This window comes from Halohasta litorea (assembly GCF_024494645.1).
GTDB lineage: Archaea > Halobacteriota > Halobacteria > Halobacteriales > Haloferacaceae > Halohasta > Halohasta litorea.
The window spans coordinates 187,528-201,250 of the sequence record NZ_JANHDJ010000002.1 but is presented as its reverse complement, the minus strand read 5'-3'; the positions used below and the strand labels follow the sequence as shown (position 1 = coordinate 201,250).

Annotated in this window: 11 protein-coding genes; 3 read left to right on the top strand and 8 right to left on the bottom strand. The window is 64.7% G+C overall.

What is annotated here, in order from left to right; all coding sequences use genetic code 11:
* Window positions 1–3: 3 nt before the first annotated feature.
* A complete protein-coding gene (gene psmA, locus NO877_RS05845) occupies window positions 4–759 on the top strand; it encodes an archaeal proteasome endopeptidase complex subunit alpha (RefSeq protein WP_256395386.1) in 756 nt (251 codons plus the stop codon).
* A 13-nt stretch (window positions 760–772) separates the two neighbouring features.
* Here the strand turns inward: psmA and NO877_RS05840 are convergent, their stop codons facing one another.
* A complete protein-coding gene (locus NO877_RS05840) occupies window positions 773–1,879 on the bottom strand; it encodes a M24 family metallopeptidase (protein WP_256395385.1) in 1,107 nt (368 codons plus the stop codon).
* A gap of 117 nt (window positions 1,880–1,996) precedes the next feature.
* Here NO877_RS05840 and NO877_RS05835 point away from each other — a divergent pair, with 117 nt between their 5' ends.
* Together NO877_RS05835 and NO877_RS05830 are read left to right on the top strand one after the other, a co-directional pair.
* Entirely contained in the window at window positions 1,997–2,158 is a 162-nt protein-coding gene (locus tag NO877_RS05835) for a hypothetical protein (RefSeq protein WP_256395384.1), read from the top strand.
* Between the two features lie 51 nt (window positions 2,159–2,209).
* Window positions 2,210–2,449, top strand: a complete 240-nt coding sequence (locus NO877_RS05830) for a DUF7543 family protein (RefSeq protein WP_256395383.1) — start codon at window positions 2,210–2,212, stop codon at window positions 2,447–2,449.
* A 7-nt stretch (window positions 2,450–2,456) separates the two neighbouring features.
* On the opposite strand, the gene NO877_RS05825 is transcribed toward NO877_RS05830, so the two are convergent.
* From NO877_RS05825 to nuoL, 7 genes are all read right to left on the bottom strand, one after another.
* Window positions 2,457–4,094 (bottom strand): hydantoinase B/oxoprolinase family protein, encoded by a 1,638-nt coding sequence (locus tag NO877_RS05825; RefSeq protein ID WP_256395382.1) that lies wholly within the window; start codon window positions 4,092–4,094, stop codon window positions 2,457–2,459.
* Window positions 4,091–6,106, bottom strand: coding sequence for a hydantoinase/oxoprolinase family protein (locus NO877_RS05820; RefSeq protein WP_256395381.1), 2,016 nt, complete (start codon window positions 6,104–6,106; stop codon window positions 4,091–4,093). Before NO877_RS05820 ends, NO877_RS05825 begins: the two co-directional genes overlap by 4 nt.
* A gap of 74 nt (window positions 6,107–6,180) precedes the next feature.
* A complete protein-coding gene (locus NO877_RS05815; protein ID WP_256395380.1) occupies window positions 6,181–6,981 on the bottom strand; it encodes a CBS domain-containing protein in 801 nt (266 codons plus the stop codon).
* Window positions 6,982–7,048: 67 nt separating this feature from the next.
* Complete coding sequence (locus NO877_RS05810; protein WP_256395379.1) at window positions 7,049–8,506, bottom strand: DHH family phosphoesterase; 1,458 nt, start codon at window positions 8,504–8,506, stop codon at window positions 7,049–7,051.
* A 137-nt stretch (window positions 8,507–8,643) separates the two neighbouring features.
* Window positions 8,644–10,170, bottom strand: coding sequence for an NADH-quinone oxidoreductase subunit N (locus tag NO877_RS05805; protein ID WP_256395378.1), 1,527 nt, complete (start codon window positions 10,168–10,170; stop codon window positions 8,644–8,646).
* Window positions 10,170–11,693, bottom strand: a complete 1,524-nt coding sequence (locus tag NO877_RS05800; RefSeq protein WP_256395377.1) for a complex I subunit 4 family protein — start codon at window positions 11,691–11,693, stop codon at window positions 10,170–10,172. The genes NO877_RS05805 and NO877_RS05800 overlap by 1 nt, the downstream gene beginning before the upstream one ends.
* Window positions 11,693–13,723 (bottom strand): NADH-quinone oxidoreductase subunit L, encoded by a 2,031-nt coding sequence (nuoL, locus tag NO877_RS05795; protein WP_256395376.1) that lies wholly within the window; start codon window positions 13,721–13,723, stop codon window positions 11,693–11,695. Before nuoL ends, NO877_RS05800 begins: the two co-directional genes overlap by 1 nt.

Sequence of the window (13,723 nt, the reverse complement as noted above, 5' to 3'; positions counted from 1 at the left end):
TATATGCAGGGACAAGCCCAACAGCAGGCGTATGACCGCGGCACCACCATCTTCTCGCCGGACGGTCGACTGTATCAGGTCGAATACGCCCGCGAAGCAGTCAAACGCGGCTCGGCGTCGATTGGTGTTCGGACCGCCGAGGGAGTAGTACTGCTCGCAGACAAACGCAGCCACTCGCCGCTCATGGAGCCCGAGAGCGTCGAGAAGCTCCACAAGGCCGACGACCACGTCGGCATCGCTTCGGCGGGCCACGTCGCCGACGCCCGCCAGCTGATCGACTTCTCGCGCCGCCAGGCCCAGGTCGAACGCCTCCGCTACGGCGAGCCAATGGGCGTCGAAACGCTCACCAAGACGGTCACCGACTACATCCAGCAGTACACCCAGATCGGCGGGGCCCGACCGTTCGGCGTCGCCCTCATGGTCGGCGGCATCGAGAACGGTGAGCCACGACTGTTCGAGACCGACCCCTCGGGGACGCCCTACGAGTGGAAGGCGCTGGCTATCGGCGAGAACCGCGCCGACATCCGGGAGTACCTCGAAGAGCGATACGACGAAGAGCTCAGCCTCGACGAGGGGCTCGAACTCGCATTGAGCGCGCTGTCGGATGCCACCGACGAGCTGCTCGAACCTGATGGTCTCGGACTGGCGACGGTGACCGTCGACGACGAGACCTACCACCAGTACTCGGTCGACGAGGTCGAGGCCGTCCTCGACGAACACGACCTGCTGGCCGACGAGGACGCCGAAGGCGACGAGTAGTCAGCTACTACTTTTAAACCCGCCACTCACGCGGAGTCGTATTCAGTCGTTCACAACCGTCAGTGGTGACCGCGACCAGGTCCTCGATTCGGACGCCGAAAGCCCCTTGAATGTAGATGCCGGGCTCGACTGAAAACACCATGTCGGGCTCCAGGAGCCGCTCACTACCGTCGACGATCGTCGGCTCCTCGTGGATATCGAGGCCGACGCCGTGGCCCGTTCGGTGGATGAACTGCTCGCCGTAGCCTGCCGTCTCGATCACGTCACGGGCCGCCGCATCGACCTCGCCCGCGGTCACACCCGGTTCGATCGTCTCGATGGCCGCGGTCTGGGCCCGGCGGACCAGTTCGTGGACGGTCCGAAACTCATCGTCCGGCTCGCCGTCGAAGACGACCGTTCGGGTCTGATCGGAGGGGTATCCGTCGACGCGGGTGCCGAAATCGAGGACGACCGGCTCACCCGCCTCAATGACACGGTTACTGTGGGTGTGGTGGGGCATCGCTCCGTTGGGTCCGGAGCCGGCGATCGGCTCGAAGGAGGGCTCCGCGCCGCCAGCCGTGGTGAGTTCGGCGTCGATTCGCGCGGCGAGTTCGGCCTCGGTCATCCCGACCGCCTCCGAGCCGAGATCCCGAACCGCTGTCATCGCGGTATCGGCAGCATCGGCCGCCGCTCGGAGTGCAGCGAGTTCGGCGTCGTCCTTCCGCATCCTCAGGTCGGCCAGCAGCTCGTCGGCAAGCCCGAATGTCGTCTTCGGGAGCGTTGACTCCAACAGCTGTGTGAAGCGTGCCCACATCGTCTCGTCGACAAGCAGCCGGTCGCCGTCGAGTTCAAGCTCCGAACACAGTTCAGCCAGCCGGTCGGCCGGTCCTTCGGCGTCGCTCCATGTTCGAACGTCGTCGACCGGCGTTCGGTCGGCGATCTGCTCGGCAGCCAGTTCGGGCACAAAAAACACGGGGTCGTGGTCGACCGTGAGAAACAGGAACAGGGCCCGCTCGCTGGGTTCGTCGGCGAATCCGGTGAGGTATTCGAGGTTCCGGCTCGGACAAAGCACGATCCCGTCGGCGGGATGCTCTGCCAGTCGGCGTCGGCAGGCGGCCAGTCGATCCGCAGATGGTGACATAAGCGGGAGGTGGGCGGCTGTATTGGTATAGCTGTCGACCAGTAAACAGTCCCTAGACCTGCCGAGAGGGTGAGTAGGAGACGATTACTTACGTAGGATGATCGAACAACACCGGGTATGGGCTTCAATTGGCTCTCCGCGAACGCCTGTCCCTCCTGTACCGTCATTCCAAGTGCGGCCGACTACGACGACTTCGGCTATCCGGTCTGTCCGTCCTGCGGGACGATCATCCGGTCGGAAGGTGGTGACGAGCAGATCGCCGCCGCCCACTCGGACTAACGCCGGTTCTGATTCCGCAACCTACGTGTAGCCGCTGGCTGTTGTGACAGTATGGAATGGGACCAGACGACAGTCGAAGACGGGATCGAAGAGTGGAGCCGAGCCGACGGGAACGCCACGATCCGGCTTCGCCGACGCACCGACGGCCGGTTTGCGGTCCGGCTCGACCGGTTGTATCAGGCCGACGAAGACCGCGGCTACGCCTACGAGGTCGTCGAGACCCGCGAGGCCGCCGAGGCGTTGGTCGACGACTGGCAGCGTGAGGCAACCGCCGACGAGACAGCCGAGTAGCCGCCAGCTACTCGTCGTGTGATGGATCGTCCTCACGTTCCTCGTCCGTACCGGCAGCCGTTGCCTCCCGGGATTCCGGCGGCCCGTGGCCCCCGCCGCCGGGCGTCCGAACCGTCACTGTCGTGCCAGCCTCGACCTCGATCGTCGTTTTCGCCCCGACCGGCTCGCCGTCGACGAGGTTCTCCCCGGTGGCTCCATGCTCGCCGCCAGCAACGCCACGTGGGGGATGGCGTCGGCGCTCGGTCAGGAGTGAGACGGTCGCTGGTACCTCGGTCTCCAGTTGGCGTTCGATCCCGTGGCCGCCGCGATACCGGCCGCAGCCGCCGCTGTCCGGGCGGAGCGCGTACCGAGTGACCCGAAGCGGATACTCGGCTTCGAGGGCCTCGATCGGCGTGTTCAGCGTGTTCGTCATCCCGACCTGAACGGCGTCCATCCCGTCTTTGGTCGGACGCCCGCCGAAGCCGCCGCCGATCGTCTCGTAGTAGCTAAAGCCCTCGCCGTTGCGGCTCCCGATCGTGAGGTTGTTCATCGTCCCCTGTCCCTGTGCCGGGAGTTCGTCGGGGATTGCCGACGCAAACGCCGACAGCACCGTGTCGGTCACCCGCTGGCTGGTCTCGACGTTGCCGCCGACCACGGCCGCGGGCGGCTCCGGATCGAGCAGGCTTCCGGGCGGTATCTCGACTGAGACGGGCTGGTAACAGCCGTGGTTCGGCGGAATATCCGGATCGGTCACCGCGCGGACGACGAAGTAGACCGCGCTCTTCGTCACTGCCCGCGGGGCGTTGACATTACCCAGGACCTGCGGGGCACTGTCGGTAAAATCGACCGTAATCGACCCCTCAGATATCGTTAGTCGCACCCTAATCGGGATATCGTCGTCGGTGATCCCGTCGCCTTCGAGGAAATCCTCGGCGGCGAACGTGCCATTCGGGAGTTCCGCGATCGCTGCTGCCATCCGCTCGCTGGAGTAGTCGATGACGGCATCGAAGGCAGCCCGGAGCCGGTCGCGGCCGTGGTCGGCCTGGAGCTCCGCGAGTCGTGTTTCGGCTCGTTCGTTGGCGGCGATCTGGGCGCGGAGATCCGCCCGCCGCTCGTCGGGGTTGCGGACGTTCGCCAACAGCAGCGAGAGTAGCTCCTCGTTGCGCTCGCCGTCGGCGACGATCCGAACCGGCGGGATTCGGAGGCCCTCCTGGAAGATCTCTCTGGCTCCGGCGGGCATACTTCCGGGTACCATCCCACCGACATCGGCGTGATGGGCCCGCGAGACGGCATACCCTATCCCTTCGCCGTTGGCGACGATCGGCGACACCATCGTGAGATCCGGAAGGTGAGTACCGCCAGCGAAGGGATCGTTGAGGAGCCAGACATCACCCGGCTGTGGGTCCTGTTTGCGGACGGCGTCGACGGCCTCGGGCATTGCTCCCAAATGAACGGGGATGTGTTCGGCTTGGGCAACGAGCCGCCCTGCGGTGTCGAACAGCGCCGTCGAGCAGTCGCGCCGCTCCTTGATATTGGGGGAGTAGGCACCGGCTACTAGCACCTGGCCCATCTCCTCGGCGACTCCCTCCAGCTGATTGCGCATGATCTCCAGGGAGACTGGGTCGATCTCCGGCTCGGAACTGGCGGTGTCGGTGGCGTCGGTCATCGTGTGTCCTCCCGTGTGAGTCTGAGCGTTCCGTCGGCGCTGACGGTCGCCGTCCAGTCCGGTGGAACGACTGTCGTCGACTCGTCGGCCTCCAGGACCGCCGGACCGTCGATCGGTTGATCGACGCCCAGCCCATCGCGGTTGTAAATCGGTGTTGCGACGAACTCGCCGTCGAAAAACGCCTCCCGGCTGCCGGTCCGTGCTGGGCCCTCGGGCTCGTAGTCGACGGTAGGCGGCTCGCGTTCGGCTACCGCAGTCGCCCGCAGCGTCACGCATTCGACCGGCTCGTCCATCCGGTAGCCCGAGATCGACTCGTGGACATCGTGGAACGCGACACGAACGGTCTCGGTGTCGACCGGCCGTGAAACCGGCACCGTGAGTTCGAAACTCTGCCCGCTGTAGCGGAGATCCGCGGCATACTCGACGGTTGGTTCCGTCTCCGTGGTGGCGATCCGTGACAGCACCTCGCTCCGAAGCGTCGAGAGCGTCTCGTCGATGGCCTCAGCTCCGAGTGCCGATAGCGGTGTTCGAACCGTCCGGGCGGCGTCGTGTTTCTCGTCGGCCGACAGGAGCCCGAACGCCGACCGGACGCCGCTTGCGTAGGGAACGACGACCGACTCGACGCCGAGCGTCTCGGCGATCGCCGCGGCGTGCATCGGGCCAGCGCCACCGAAGGCACAGAGGCCGAATCGTCGGGGATCGTGTCCCTGTTCGACCGTGACCGCGCGTATCGCACGCGTCATGTTCGCGTTGGCAACGCGATAGACGCCGCGGGCGGCCGCCAGTGCGTCGTCTACCCCGGCCTCCTCGGCCAGCGATTCGAGCGCCCGCCGGGCGGCGTCGACATCGAGCGAGAGATCGCCCCCGAGTTCGGCGTCGTCGCCGATGTATCCCAACACGAGATCCGCATCGGTGACTGTCGGCTCGGTGCCGCCACGCCCGTAGGCTGCCGGGCCGGGCGTAGCTCCCGCTGATTCGGGACCGACCCGGAGCGCGCCACCGGCGTCGACCCAGCCGATCGAGCCGCCGCCCGCCCCGACCGTGTGGACGTCGACCATTGGGGTTCCGATCGGTCGGCCGCCGATTTCGGCGTCGGTCGTGATCTCCGCGCCGCCCTCTCTGACCAGGCTCACGTCGCTCGATGTCCCGCCCATATCGAAGGTGATCAGCCCCTCGCGGGCGGTCTCGACCGCGTTCGCGCTAATGACACCTGCCGCCGGTCCCGATAGTACCGTCGTGACCGCGCGCTCGCGGACAGCCGCCGAGTCGGCGATTCCGCCGTTGGACTGCATGATACGCGGGGTCGGCACGCCGATATCGGCGACCCGCTCGTCGAGCCGAGCGAGATACCGCTGGATAGGCGGTCGGACGTAGGCGTCGACGACTGTCGTCGACGTGCGTTCGTACTCCCGGAACTCCGCGAGCACTTCGTGGGAGGCAGAGACCGGTAGGTCGAGGCGGTCGCGGAGCCGATCGGCGACCCGTTTCTCGTTTTCCGGATGCCCATAGGCATGAAGCAGACAGACTGCCACGCTTTCGATCTCGCCCTCTGCGAGCTCGGCGGCGAGTGCGTCGACCTCGCTTTCTTCGACCGGTCGTTCGATCCCCTCGGTCGTCGCCCGCTCGTCGAGTTCGAACCGTCGCCGTCTGGGAACCAGCGGAGTCGGTTTCTCGGCGTCCAGATCGTAGAGCGCGGGGCGGTCCTGGCGGCCGATTTCGAGGACGTCCCGAAACCCCTCGGTCGTGACGAGCGCGGTCGTCGCTCCGGTTTCCTCCAGGAGAGCGTTGACCGAGACGGTCATCGCGTGGCTGAACCCCTCGATCTCGCGTGGGTCGATATCGGCGACCGAACAGGCCCGCGTGAGGCCCTGGATAACGCCCCTGCTTTGGTCCGTTGTCGTCGGAACCTTGGTCGTCGTCAGCTCGCCATCGGCAAGGAGGACAACATCGGTAAAGGTACCGCCGACATCGACGCCGATCACCGGCTGGCGCTCGTCGGTGTCCCCACTCACTGCGTGTCACCCCAAGAACGGATGAGAGTCGTGTACATACTCGCAGGGAGTCTGCCACCGACTTAGTGATTCGGTCACTGGAGTCGCTCGGTCGTCTCGACCAGCGGGTGGCGGGCGTAGTCGACGATCTCGATATCCTCGATTCTCGTCAAGTCGTGTTTGGCGGCCGTCTCGGCGATTCCGAGCTCGACCGACTCGCTGAGAACGATGACGTAGGCGTCCATCTCAGGGATATCTAGGCTATCGGCGGCCAGCACGCGGTGGTGGCCGTCGGCTAGATACAGATCGGCGTCATCGGCCGAGCCGGTGTTGTCGATGACCACCAGCGGCTCGGCGAGGCCGCGTTCGAGTTCGTAGCGTCGCCCCGCGAGCTCGTCGGCATACACGCGCTCTTGGGTCGGTGTGAGATCGGACAGCGATACCTGTCGGCGCTCCTCGCTCAGCTCAACCCCCTCGTGGATCTGTTCGAGGCTTCGCCGGAGTTTGCCGACTTTTTCAGGTGTGACGCGCTCGATCTGGCTCCGGACGACATCCGTGTTCGAGAGAATGCCGATCAGTCGCCCCTCGTCGTCGACGACCGGGAGTTTTTGAATGCCCGACCGGAGAATGACGCGGGCGGCGTCGGTGACTGACATCTCGGGGTCGGCAACCAGGATATCCGGCGTCATCACCGCCGAGATGGGTGTTTGGCCGTCGGCAGCAAGCAGATCACGCGCGGTGACGAACCCCTCGACAGTCAGCTCCCGGCAGACCGGAAACCCGTTGTGGCCGTCGCTTTCGACGATCCGGCGAGTCACTTCCGCGACCGTATCGTCCGGCGAGACGGTCGAGACCTCGTGGGTCATATACTCCTCGACCCGTGGCTTGCTATCCATACCGCGAGGTAAGCCGAACGCGTGGAAAAACCTAGTGCCAGTGACCGATTGAGTACGTGCTCGCCGACTACTCTTCGCGTCCACCAAGGGGTGGGTTGATCATATAGGCCGCGGGCTCGCTTGCGACATCCAGGGCAGCAAAAAACCGCCCGGCGACCAGCTCGTGGACGACATCAATGAGTGACTCGTCTTCGTCGACCTCACTGATGATGCCGAGCGGGAGCTGTGCGCCCGCCATGTTCGCGTGACCACCCGCACTGCCGATCCGGTCGAGCGCTTCACGGAGGATCTCGCCGAGATCGATCGACGCCCCACGGGTTCGCCCCGAGACGTAGATCATGTCGTCGGTGTAGCCGTAGACGAGGACGGTCGTAACACCCTCCATATTCAACAGATCGTCGGCCGCCTGTGCGAGCGCGTCCCGGTCGGAGATCTGTCCAACGCAAGTCGCCAGCGAGGAGTCACGGACGTCACGTCGCTGGATCGCCGTGGCCAGCGTTTCGACGACCGACGCGGTTACGCTCGGCGATTCGATCCGGTCGAGATCGTCCTCGTTGGCCGTCGCCGAGAGCACGGCGGCGGCCTCGAAGTCGGCCTCCGAGACCTCTCTTGTGAACCGTTTGGTATCGGTCTGGATACCGTACAGCAGTGCCGTCGACAGCGCCTGCTCGGGGACGAGTCCGAGCCGCCGGAAGTATTCGGTGATGATCGTGCTCGTTGAGCCGACATCCGGGCGGATATCGACGTATCTGTTGGTTTCGTCGATCGGCATTCGGGGCGGGTGGTGGTCGACGACGATCCCGACCGGCGTCTCGGGCAGGAGACTGTCGTTGACGCCGGGTTGGGAGTGGTCGACCAAGGCGACCGTTCCGTAGTTCGACGGCTCGAAACTGTCGGGGTCGGCAGGGTACAGCGAGAGGTCGAGCAGATTGACGAGGGCTCTGTTCTCCTGGTGGGAGATCTCACCGAAGTAGTAGGCATCGGCTGGAACGCCGACCGACTCGGCGATCGCGACGAGCCCGACCGCGCTGGCGATCGCGTCCGGATCGGGGTTGTCGTGGGCGACCACCGCCAGCGGTTTCGAAAGCGATCGGATGGCCGACAGCAACCGACCCATCCGGCCGCCGTGACCGCTCGCGGTCGCATCGAGTACCCTGTCGGTGATCTCCTCGCGAGGGTCGACGAGCTCGTCGGCCAACGCGGCGAGTCGGTCACGCGTCGGCGTCGAGGCGTCCAGTCCGACTGCTGCAATAATCGTCGCTTCGGGGAACTCCTCGCGGGCGACAGCCGCGATTCGCTCGGTCTGCATCGAGTCGTCGGCCGCAACCACGACGACATCGACCGCCGAGGGGTAGTGAGTGGGATCGGCTGGATCGCCTTCGATCGCCGCGATCTTCTTCTCGCGGAGCGTCGTCACCCAACCGCTGTCACCGGTGACGACGTACAGCTCGCCGGGCTGGTCGGTCGTGCGATCCGTGACGGTGCGTCCCAGCGCACCGTCCCCGAGAACGAGCCGACGTATCATAGCCTACGTGAGGTGGTCGACCGGGAAAACGGTGCCGTCGTCGCCCCGTGAACCGTGGGTCATGTCACAAATAAGAGGTCCCTACCGGCTCGATAGCGGACGACTACTTAAAAATAGCTGCCAGTGTCGCTTACCGCTTAGGCGAAGATGGCAGCGGCGGCGGCCTCCGCGGTCTCGATGACCGGACCGAAGCCGGGCAGCAGCAGGATCGTGATCACGCCAGCGGCGATGACCGCGGCGTAGAGGCCGGTTGGCTTGCTGTCGAGGGCATCGAGATTCCCGTTGGGCTCCTCGAACCACAGCGCCTTGACGACGCGGCTGTAGTAGTACAGCGACAGTGCGCTGGTGACCGCACCGACCGCTGCGAGCCACCAGAAGCCGGCGTTGATCGCCCCAAGGAACAGGAAGTACTTCGAGAAGAAGCCGCCGAACACCGGCAGTCCGGCGAGGCTGAACATGAAGACGGCCATCGCGATCGAGGCCATCGGAGCCTTCCGGCCGAGTCCGGCATAATCCTCGAAGGTCCGGCCGACGCCCCAGTACTCGACCATCGCGATGAACAGGAACGCGCCCGTGTTCATGAAGCCGTAGACGAACAGGTGGGCCATCGCCGCACCCATCACCGTCGCGTTGGCCGCGCTCGCACCGGCGGTAATCGCTGCGAGGCCGATCAGCGCGTAGCCCGCGTGACCGATCGAGGAGTAGGCCAACATCCGTTTGACGTTGGTCTGGGTCGCGGCGGCGAAGTTGCCGAGGATCATCGTGACCACCGCGAGAATACCGAACAGCAGTCCCCAGTTGATCGCCACGTCGAGGGCGGGCGTGAACGCGACCGCGAACACGCGGAAGGCGACGGCGAACCCGGCGGCCTTCGAGGCCGACGAGAGGAACGCGCTCACGGGAGCGGGTGCGCCCTCGTAGGCCTCGGGTGCCCAGAAGTGGAACGGCACCGAGGCCGTCTTGAACAGGAACCCACCGGCGACCATCAGGATCCCCACGCCGAGGATGCCTGCGAGATCGGTTACATCACCGATCGCGGCGGCGACCTCCGGCAGCAGCAGCGAGCCGGTTGCGGCGTAGACGAGGCTGATACCGAAGGCGAAGACCGCCGCCGACACTGCCCCGATCAGGAAGTACTTGAGACCGGCTTCGACGCTGCCGCGGTTGGTCTTGAGGTAGGCGACCAACGCGTACGAAGGCAGCGAGGCCATCTCCAGACTGATGAAGACCGTTGCCAGGGAGTTCGAGACGGCCATCAGCGACATCGCAGTCGTCGCGAACAACAGCAGCGAGTAGAACGCTGCCGGGTTGTCGTCGTCTTCGAGGTAGTCGACGCTGGCGACGACGACCAGAGCGGCGACGCTGGTGAAGATGGCGATGAAGAACAGCCCCATCCCGTCGACGACGATTGCGTCGCTGAAGAGGCTGATCGGGCCGCCAGAGCCCGCAGCACCGGTTCCGGCCGCGAGATACCACACCGTCACACCGAGTGCGACGAGCGTGCCAGCGGTCGCCGTCCCGGCCAGCAGCCGGTTGGAGCGGGAATCCGGCGAGAGACTGTCGATCCCCAACACCAGCAGGGCGGTCACAGCCAGGATGACGACCGGCTGGAGCGACCACATGGCGTAGATCCAGTTCGTCGGTTCGATCTGAAGGAGGCTCATCAGAGCCCACCTCCCAGTTCAAGGATCGGAACGGTTGCATCGAGTATCATGTCGAAGAACAGCGATGGGGCGACCCCAAGCAGGATGATCGCTCCGAGCAGCGCTACCAGCGGCGCGATGTCGTGGAGCGGTGCACGCGTGAGTTCGTAGTCGGTCTCCAGCCGGAACGGACCGAACAGCGTCTTCTGCATCGCCAGCAGCAGGTAGCCCGCGACGATGACGATACCGAACATCGCCAATGCGGTGAACACCGGCGCATACGGCAGCGCCGTCGAGCCGAAGGAGCCGACGAAGATGAAGAACTCACCGGCGAAGCCAGCCATCAGGGGCAGCCCCATGTAGGCGAAGGCTCCGGCGACGAGAATCCAGACGGCGACCGGCATCCGATCTGCGAGTCCGGACATATCGTCGACGATCCGGGTGTGGGTCGCGTTGTAAATAACGCCGACCGCCATGAACATCAGCCCCGAAATGAGGCCGTGGGCGACCATCTGGAACGTCGCCCCACCCATTCCGAACTCGGTAAAGGCGATCAGTCCGAGGATGACGTAGCCCATCGACGAGACCGAGGAGTAGGCGACGATCCGCTTGAGGTCCGTCTGGGCGAGTGCGAGCATCGCGCCGTAGATCACCGAGACGACCGCGATGATCCCGATCGGGATCGCGAACACACTGGCCTGTTCGGGCAACATCGTGAAGTTGAATCGGAGCAGGGCGTAGGTCCCCATCTTCAGGAGTACGCCAGCCAGCATGACCGAGGCGGGCGTGGGGGCCTCAACGTGGGCGTCCGGCAGCCACGTGTGGACCGGGACGACCGGCACCTTGACCGCAAAGCCGACGAACATCGCCGCGAAGACGACCAGCGCGAGCGTGTCGGCTGGCAGGCCGTAGAACGAAGTGAGCTCACCCGCCGCGAGCGACTGGGTGATCTCGGGCAGACCGAACGTCTCGACCGGCAGCGAGAACACCAGCGCCATGAAGGCGATGAACATCACCAGCGAGGCGATATTGGTGTAGACGAAGAACTTGATCGCGGCGTACTTCCGGCGCGGGCCACCCCAGACGCCGATGAGGAAGTACATCGGCACCAGGACGGCCTCCCAGAAGATGAACCAGACGAAGAAGTCCAGTGCGGTGAAGACGCCGATCAGGTTGGCCTCCATCAGGAGCATCAGGCCGTAGAACTGGCTCTGGCGATCCTGGATAGGAGTCCACGCGCTCATGATCGCAAGCGCAGTGAGGAACGTCGTTAGGACGACCAGCGGCAGGCTGATTCCGTCGACGCCGACGTACCACTGCAGTTGGTAGCCAGCGATTTCGAGCCACGGGGCGACCGTCTCAAAGGCGATCTGGCCGCCAGTCAGCGCGTTGCCGCCGGTCTCGAAGGCCGACCACATATAAAGGCTCCCGGCGATGGGAACCAGACTCAGCCCGAAGGCGAGTTTGTGTGCGTACTTGTTCGGGACGGCAAAGACGAGCAGTGCGGCGGCGAACGTGAATGCAAGTAGTGCTTCGATAATCATCAGAACCACCCTCCTAAGATCGCGAAGGCAACAAGCAGCGCCGTTAGGCTCAGCGTGAGCAACAGCGCGTAGTTGCCGACGACCCCGGTCTGGATGCGTTTGATCCGGTCACCGCTGACGAGGCTGACCGAGGAGACGCCGTTGACGACGCCGTCGACGACGCCCTGATCGAAGGTGTCGGCGTTCCCCGAGACGCCTCGGGTGCGGTTGGCGAGCCAGACCTGAAACTCGTCTTGGTAGTAGTTGTTGTACAGCAGCTCCTTGGCACCACCGAGTTTGGCGGTGTGTTCGACCGGCTCGGCGACGTTGTAGAGTTTCCACGCGAGGCCGAGGCCAACGAGTGCAAGCGCCAGCGAGATGGCTGCGCCCGCGAGGACGGTTGCAACCTCAGTACCGAAGGGGTAGGTCGAACTGTAGGGACCGATTTCGGCGTAGTGGTGTGACGATAGCCCCTCGATGCCACCCCACTCGTTGTCGAGCCAGCGATGGAGGTAGTCGATTCCCTCCAGGCCGAGGACCTTCTGGACCGGCACCATGTTGATGACGCCGGTGACCGCCGCGAGCACGCCGAGGACCGACAGCGGCCCTTTGACGTTCCAGCGAACGGGTTCGGGGTTGCGCGCGATCTCAGAGCGGGCATTGCCGTGGAAGGTGAGGAATACCATCCGGAAGGTGTAGAACGCAGTGACAGGGACTGCGAGCAGCCCCATCGCGTAGCCAGCGAACAGCAGCGGTTCGCTGCCAGCGTGAATCAGTGCCTCATACAGGATCTCGTCTTTCGACCAGAACCCGGCGAACGGGAAGATCCCCGCCAGCGCGAGCGACCCCGCGAGGAACGTCCAGTAGGTCACGGGCATCTTGTTTTTCAGGCCACCCATATCCCACATATTCTCGTTGTGGTGCATGGCGATGATGACCGAGCCAGCACCGAGGAAGAGTAGCGCCTTGAAGAAGGCGTGGGTGGTCAGGTGGAAGACGGCGGCCACGTAGCCGCCCGAACCGAGGGCGAGCATCATGTAGCCGTATTGTGAGATCGTCGAGTAGGCGAGCACCTGTTTGAGCTCCTCTTTGACGATCCCCATCGTCGCCGCGAATAGTGCCGTAAAGCCACCGACTAGCGCGATGATCCCCATCGTCGTCGGCGTCAGCACGTAGAAGCCGTACATCCGGGCGACGAGGTAGACACCGGCTGCAACCATCGTCGCTGCGTGGATCAGCGCCGAAACGGGGGTCGGACCTTCCATCGCGTCAGGTAGCCATGTGTGGAGCGGGAACTGAGCGGATTTGCCGATCACGCCGCCCAAAACGAGCAGACCGACGATGGTGAACCACGTCGTCGGCTCGAAGCCGAAGGTGTTGATCCCTTCGGTGGTTCCGTTGATCGCACTCTCGGCGAGCGCCGGGAACGACTCCGCGCCGGAGAAGGCGGCTGTGCCGAAGGTGGCGAAGACGGCGACGACGCCGACGAGGAAGAAGTAGTCACCGAACCGGGTGACCAGGAACGCCTTCTTGGCTGCCGACGGCGGCCCTTCCTGGCGGAAGTGGAAGCCGATCAGCAGGAACGAACAGAGTCCCACCAGCTCGAAGAACATGAACGCCATCAGCAGGTTGTCTGCGATGACGAAGCCGAGCATACTGGCCGTAAACAGCCCGAGGCCAGCGTAGTAGCGCGGCAGGTCGCGTTCGCCCTCGTCGTTCATATAGCCGAGACTGAAGACGTGGACGAGGGTGGCGATCAGCGTCACGATGACGAGCATGAGCGCCGACAACGGGTCGATCAGTGCGCCGAACTCCAAGGTAAAGGGTTGGGCACCGACGCCCTCGGCCCACGTCCAGTAGGTCTCCTGGTGGGCACTGCCGCTGCGGACGGCCAACAGCACCCAGATCGACAGCAGCAACGAGCCTGCGGTGGCGGCGATGCCACCGTAGGCACCCTTCTTCGGGAGGTACTTCCCGAGGAACAGTGCGACGACGAACGAGACGAACGGCAACAGGACGATTGCCGGAACGTAGTCGAATGCGGTTACCAT

What these genes read in the sequence shown, in the direction of transcription:
- NO877_RS05825 (WP_256395382.1), bottom strand. Translation starts at nt 4,094, where the DNA reads ATGACCGACGCCACCGACACCGCCAGTTCCGAGCCGGAGATCGACCCA.
- NO877_RS05835 (WP_256395384.1), top strand. Translation starts at nt 1,997, where the DNA reads ATGGGCTTCAATTGGCTCTCCGCGAACGCCTGTCCCTCCTGTACCGTC.
- NO877_RS05805 (WP_256395378.1), bottom strand. Translation starts at nt 10,170, where the DNA reads ATGAGCCTCCTTCAGATCGAACCGACGAACTGGATCTACGCCATGTGG.
- NO877_RS05800 (WP_256395377.1), bottom strand. Translation starts at nt 11,693, where the DNA reads ATGATTATCGAAGCACTACTTGCATTCACGTTCGCCGCCGCACTGCTC.
- NO877_RS05810 (WP_256395379.1), bottom strand. Translation starts at nt 8,506, where the DNA reads ATGATACGTCGGCTCGTTCTCGGGGACGGTGCGCTGGGACGCACCGTC.
- NO877_RS05815 (WP_256395380.1), bottom strand. Translation starts at nt 6,981, where the DNA reads ATGGATAGCAAGCCACGGGTCGAGGAGTATATGACCCACGAGGTCTCG.
- NO877_RS05840 (WP_256395385.1), bottom strand. Translation starts at nt 1,879, where the DNA reads ATGTCACCATCTGCGGATCGACTGGCCGCCTGCCGACGCCGACTGGCA.
- NO877_RS05830 (WP_256395383.1), top strand. Translation starts at nt 2,210, where the DNA reads ATGGAATGGGACCAGACGACAGTCGAAGACGGGATCGAAGAGTGGAGC.
- psmA (WP_256395386.1), top strand. Translation starts at nt 4, where the DNA reads ATGCAGGGACAAGCCCAACAGCAGGCGTATGACCGCGGCACCACCATC.
- nuoL (WP_256395376.1), bottom strand. Translation starts at nt 13,723, where the DNA reads ATGGTAACCGCATTCGACTACGTTCCGGCAATCGTCCTGTTGCCGTTC.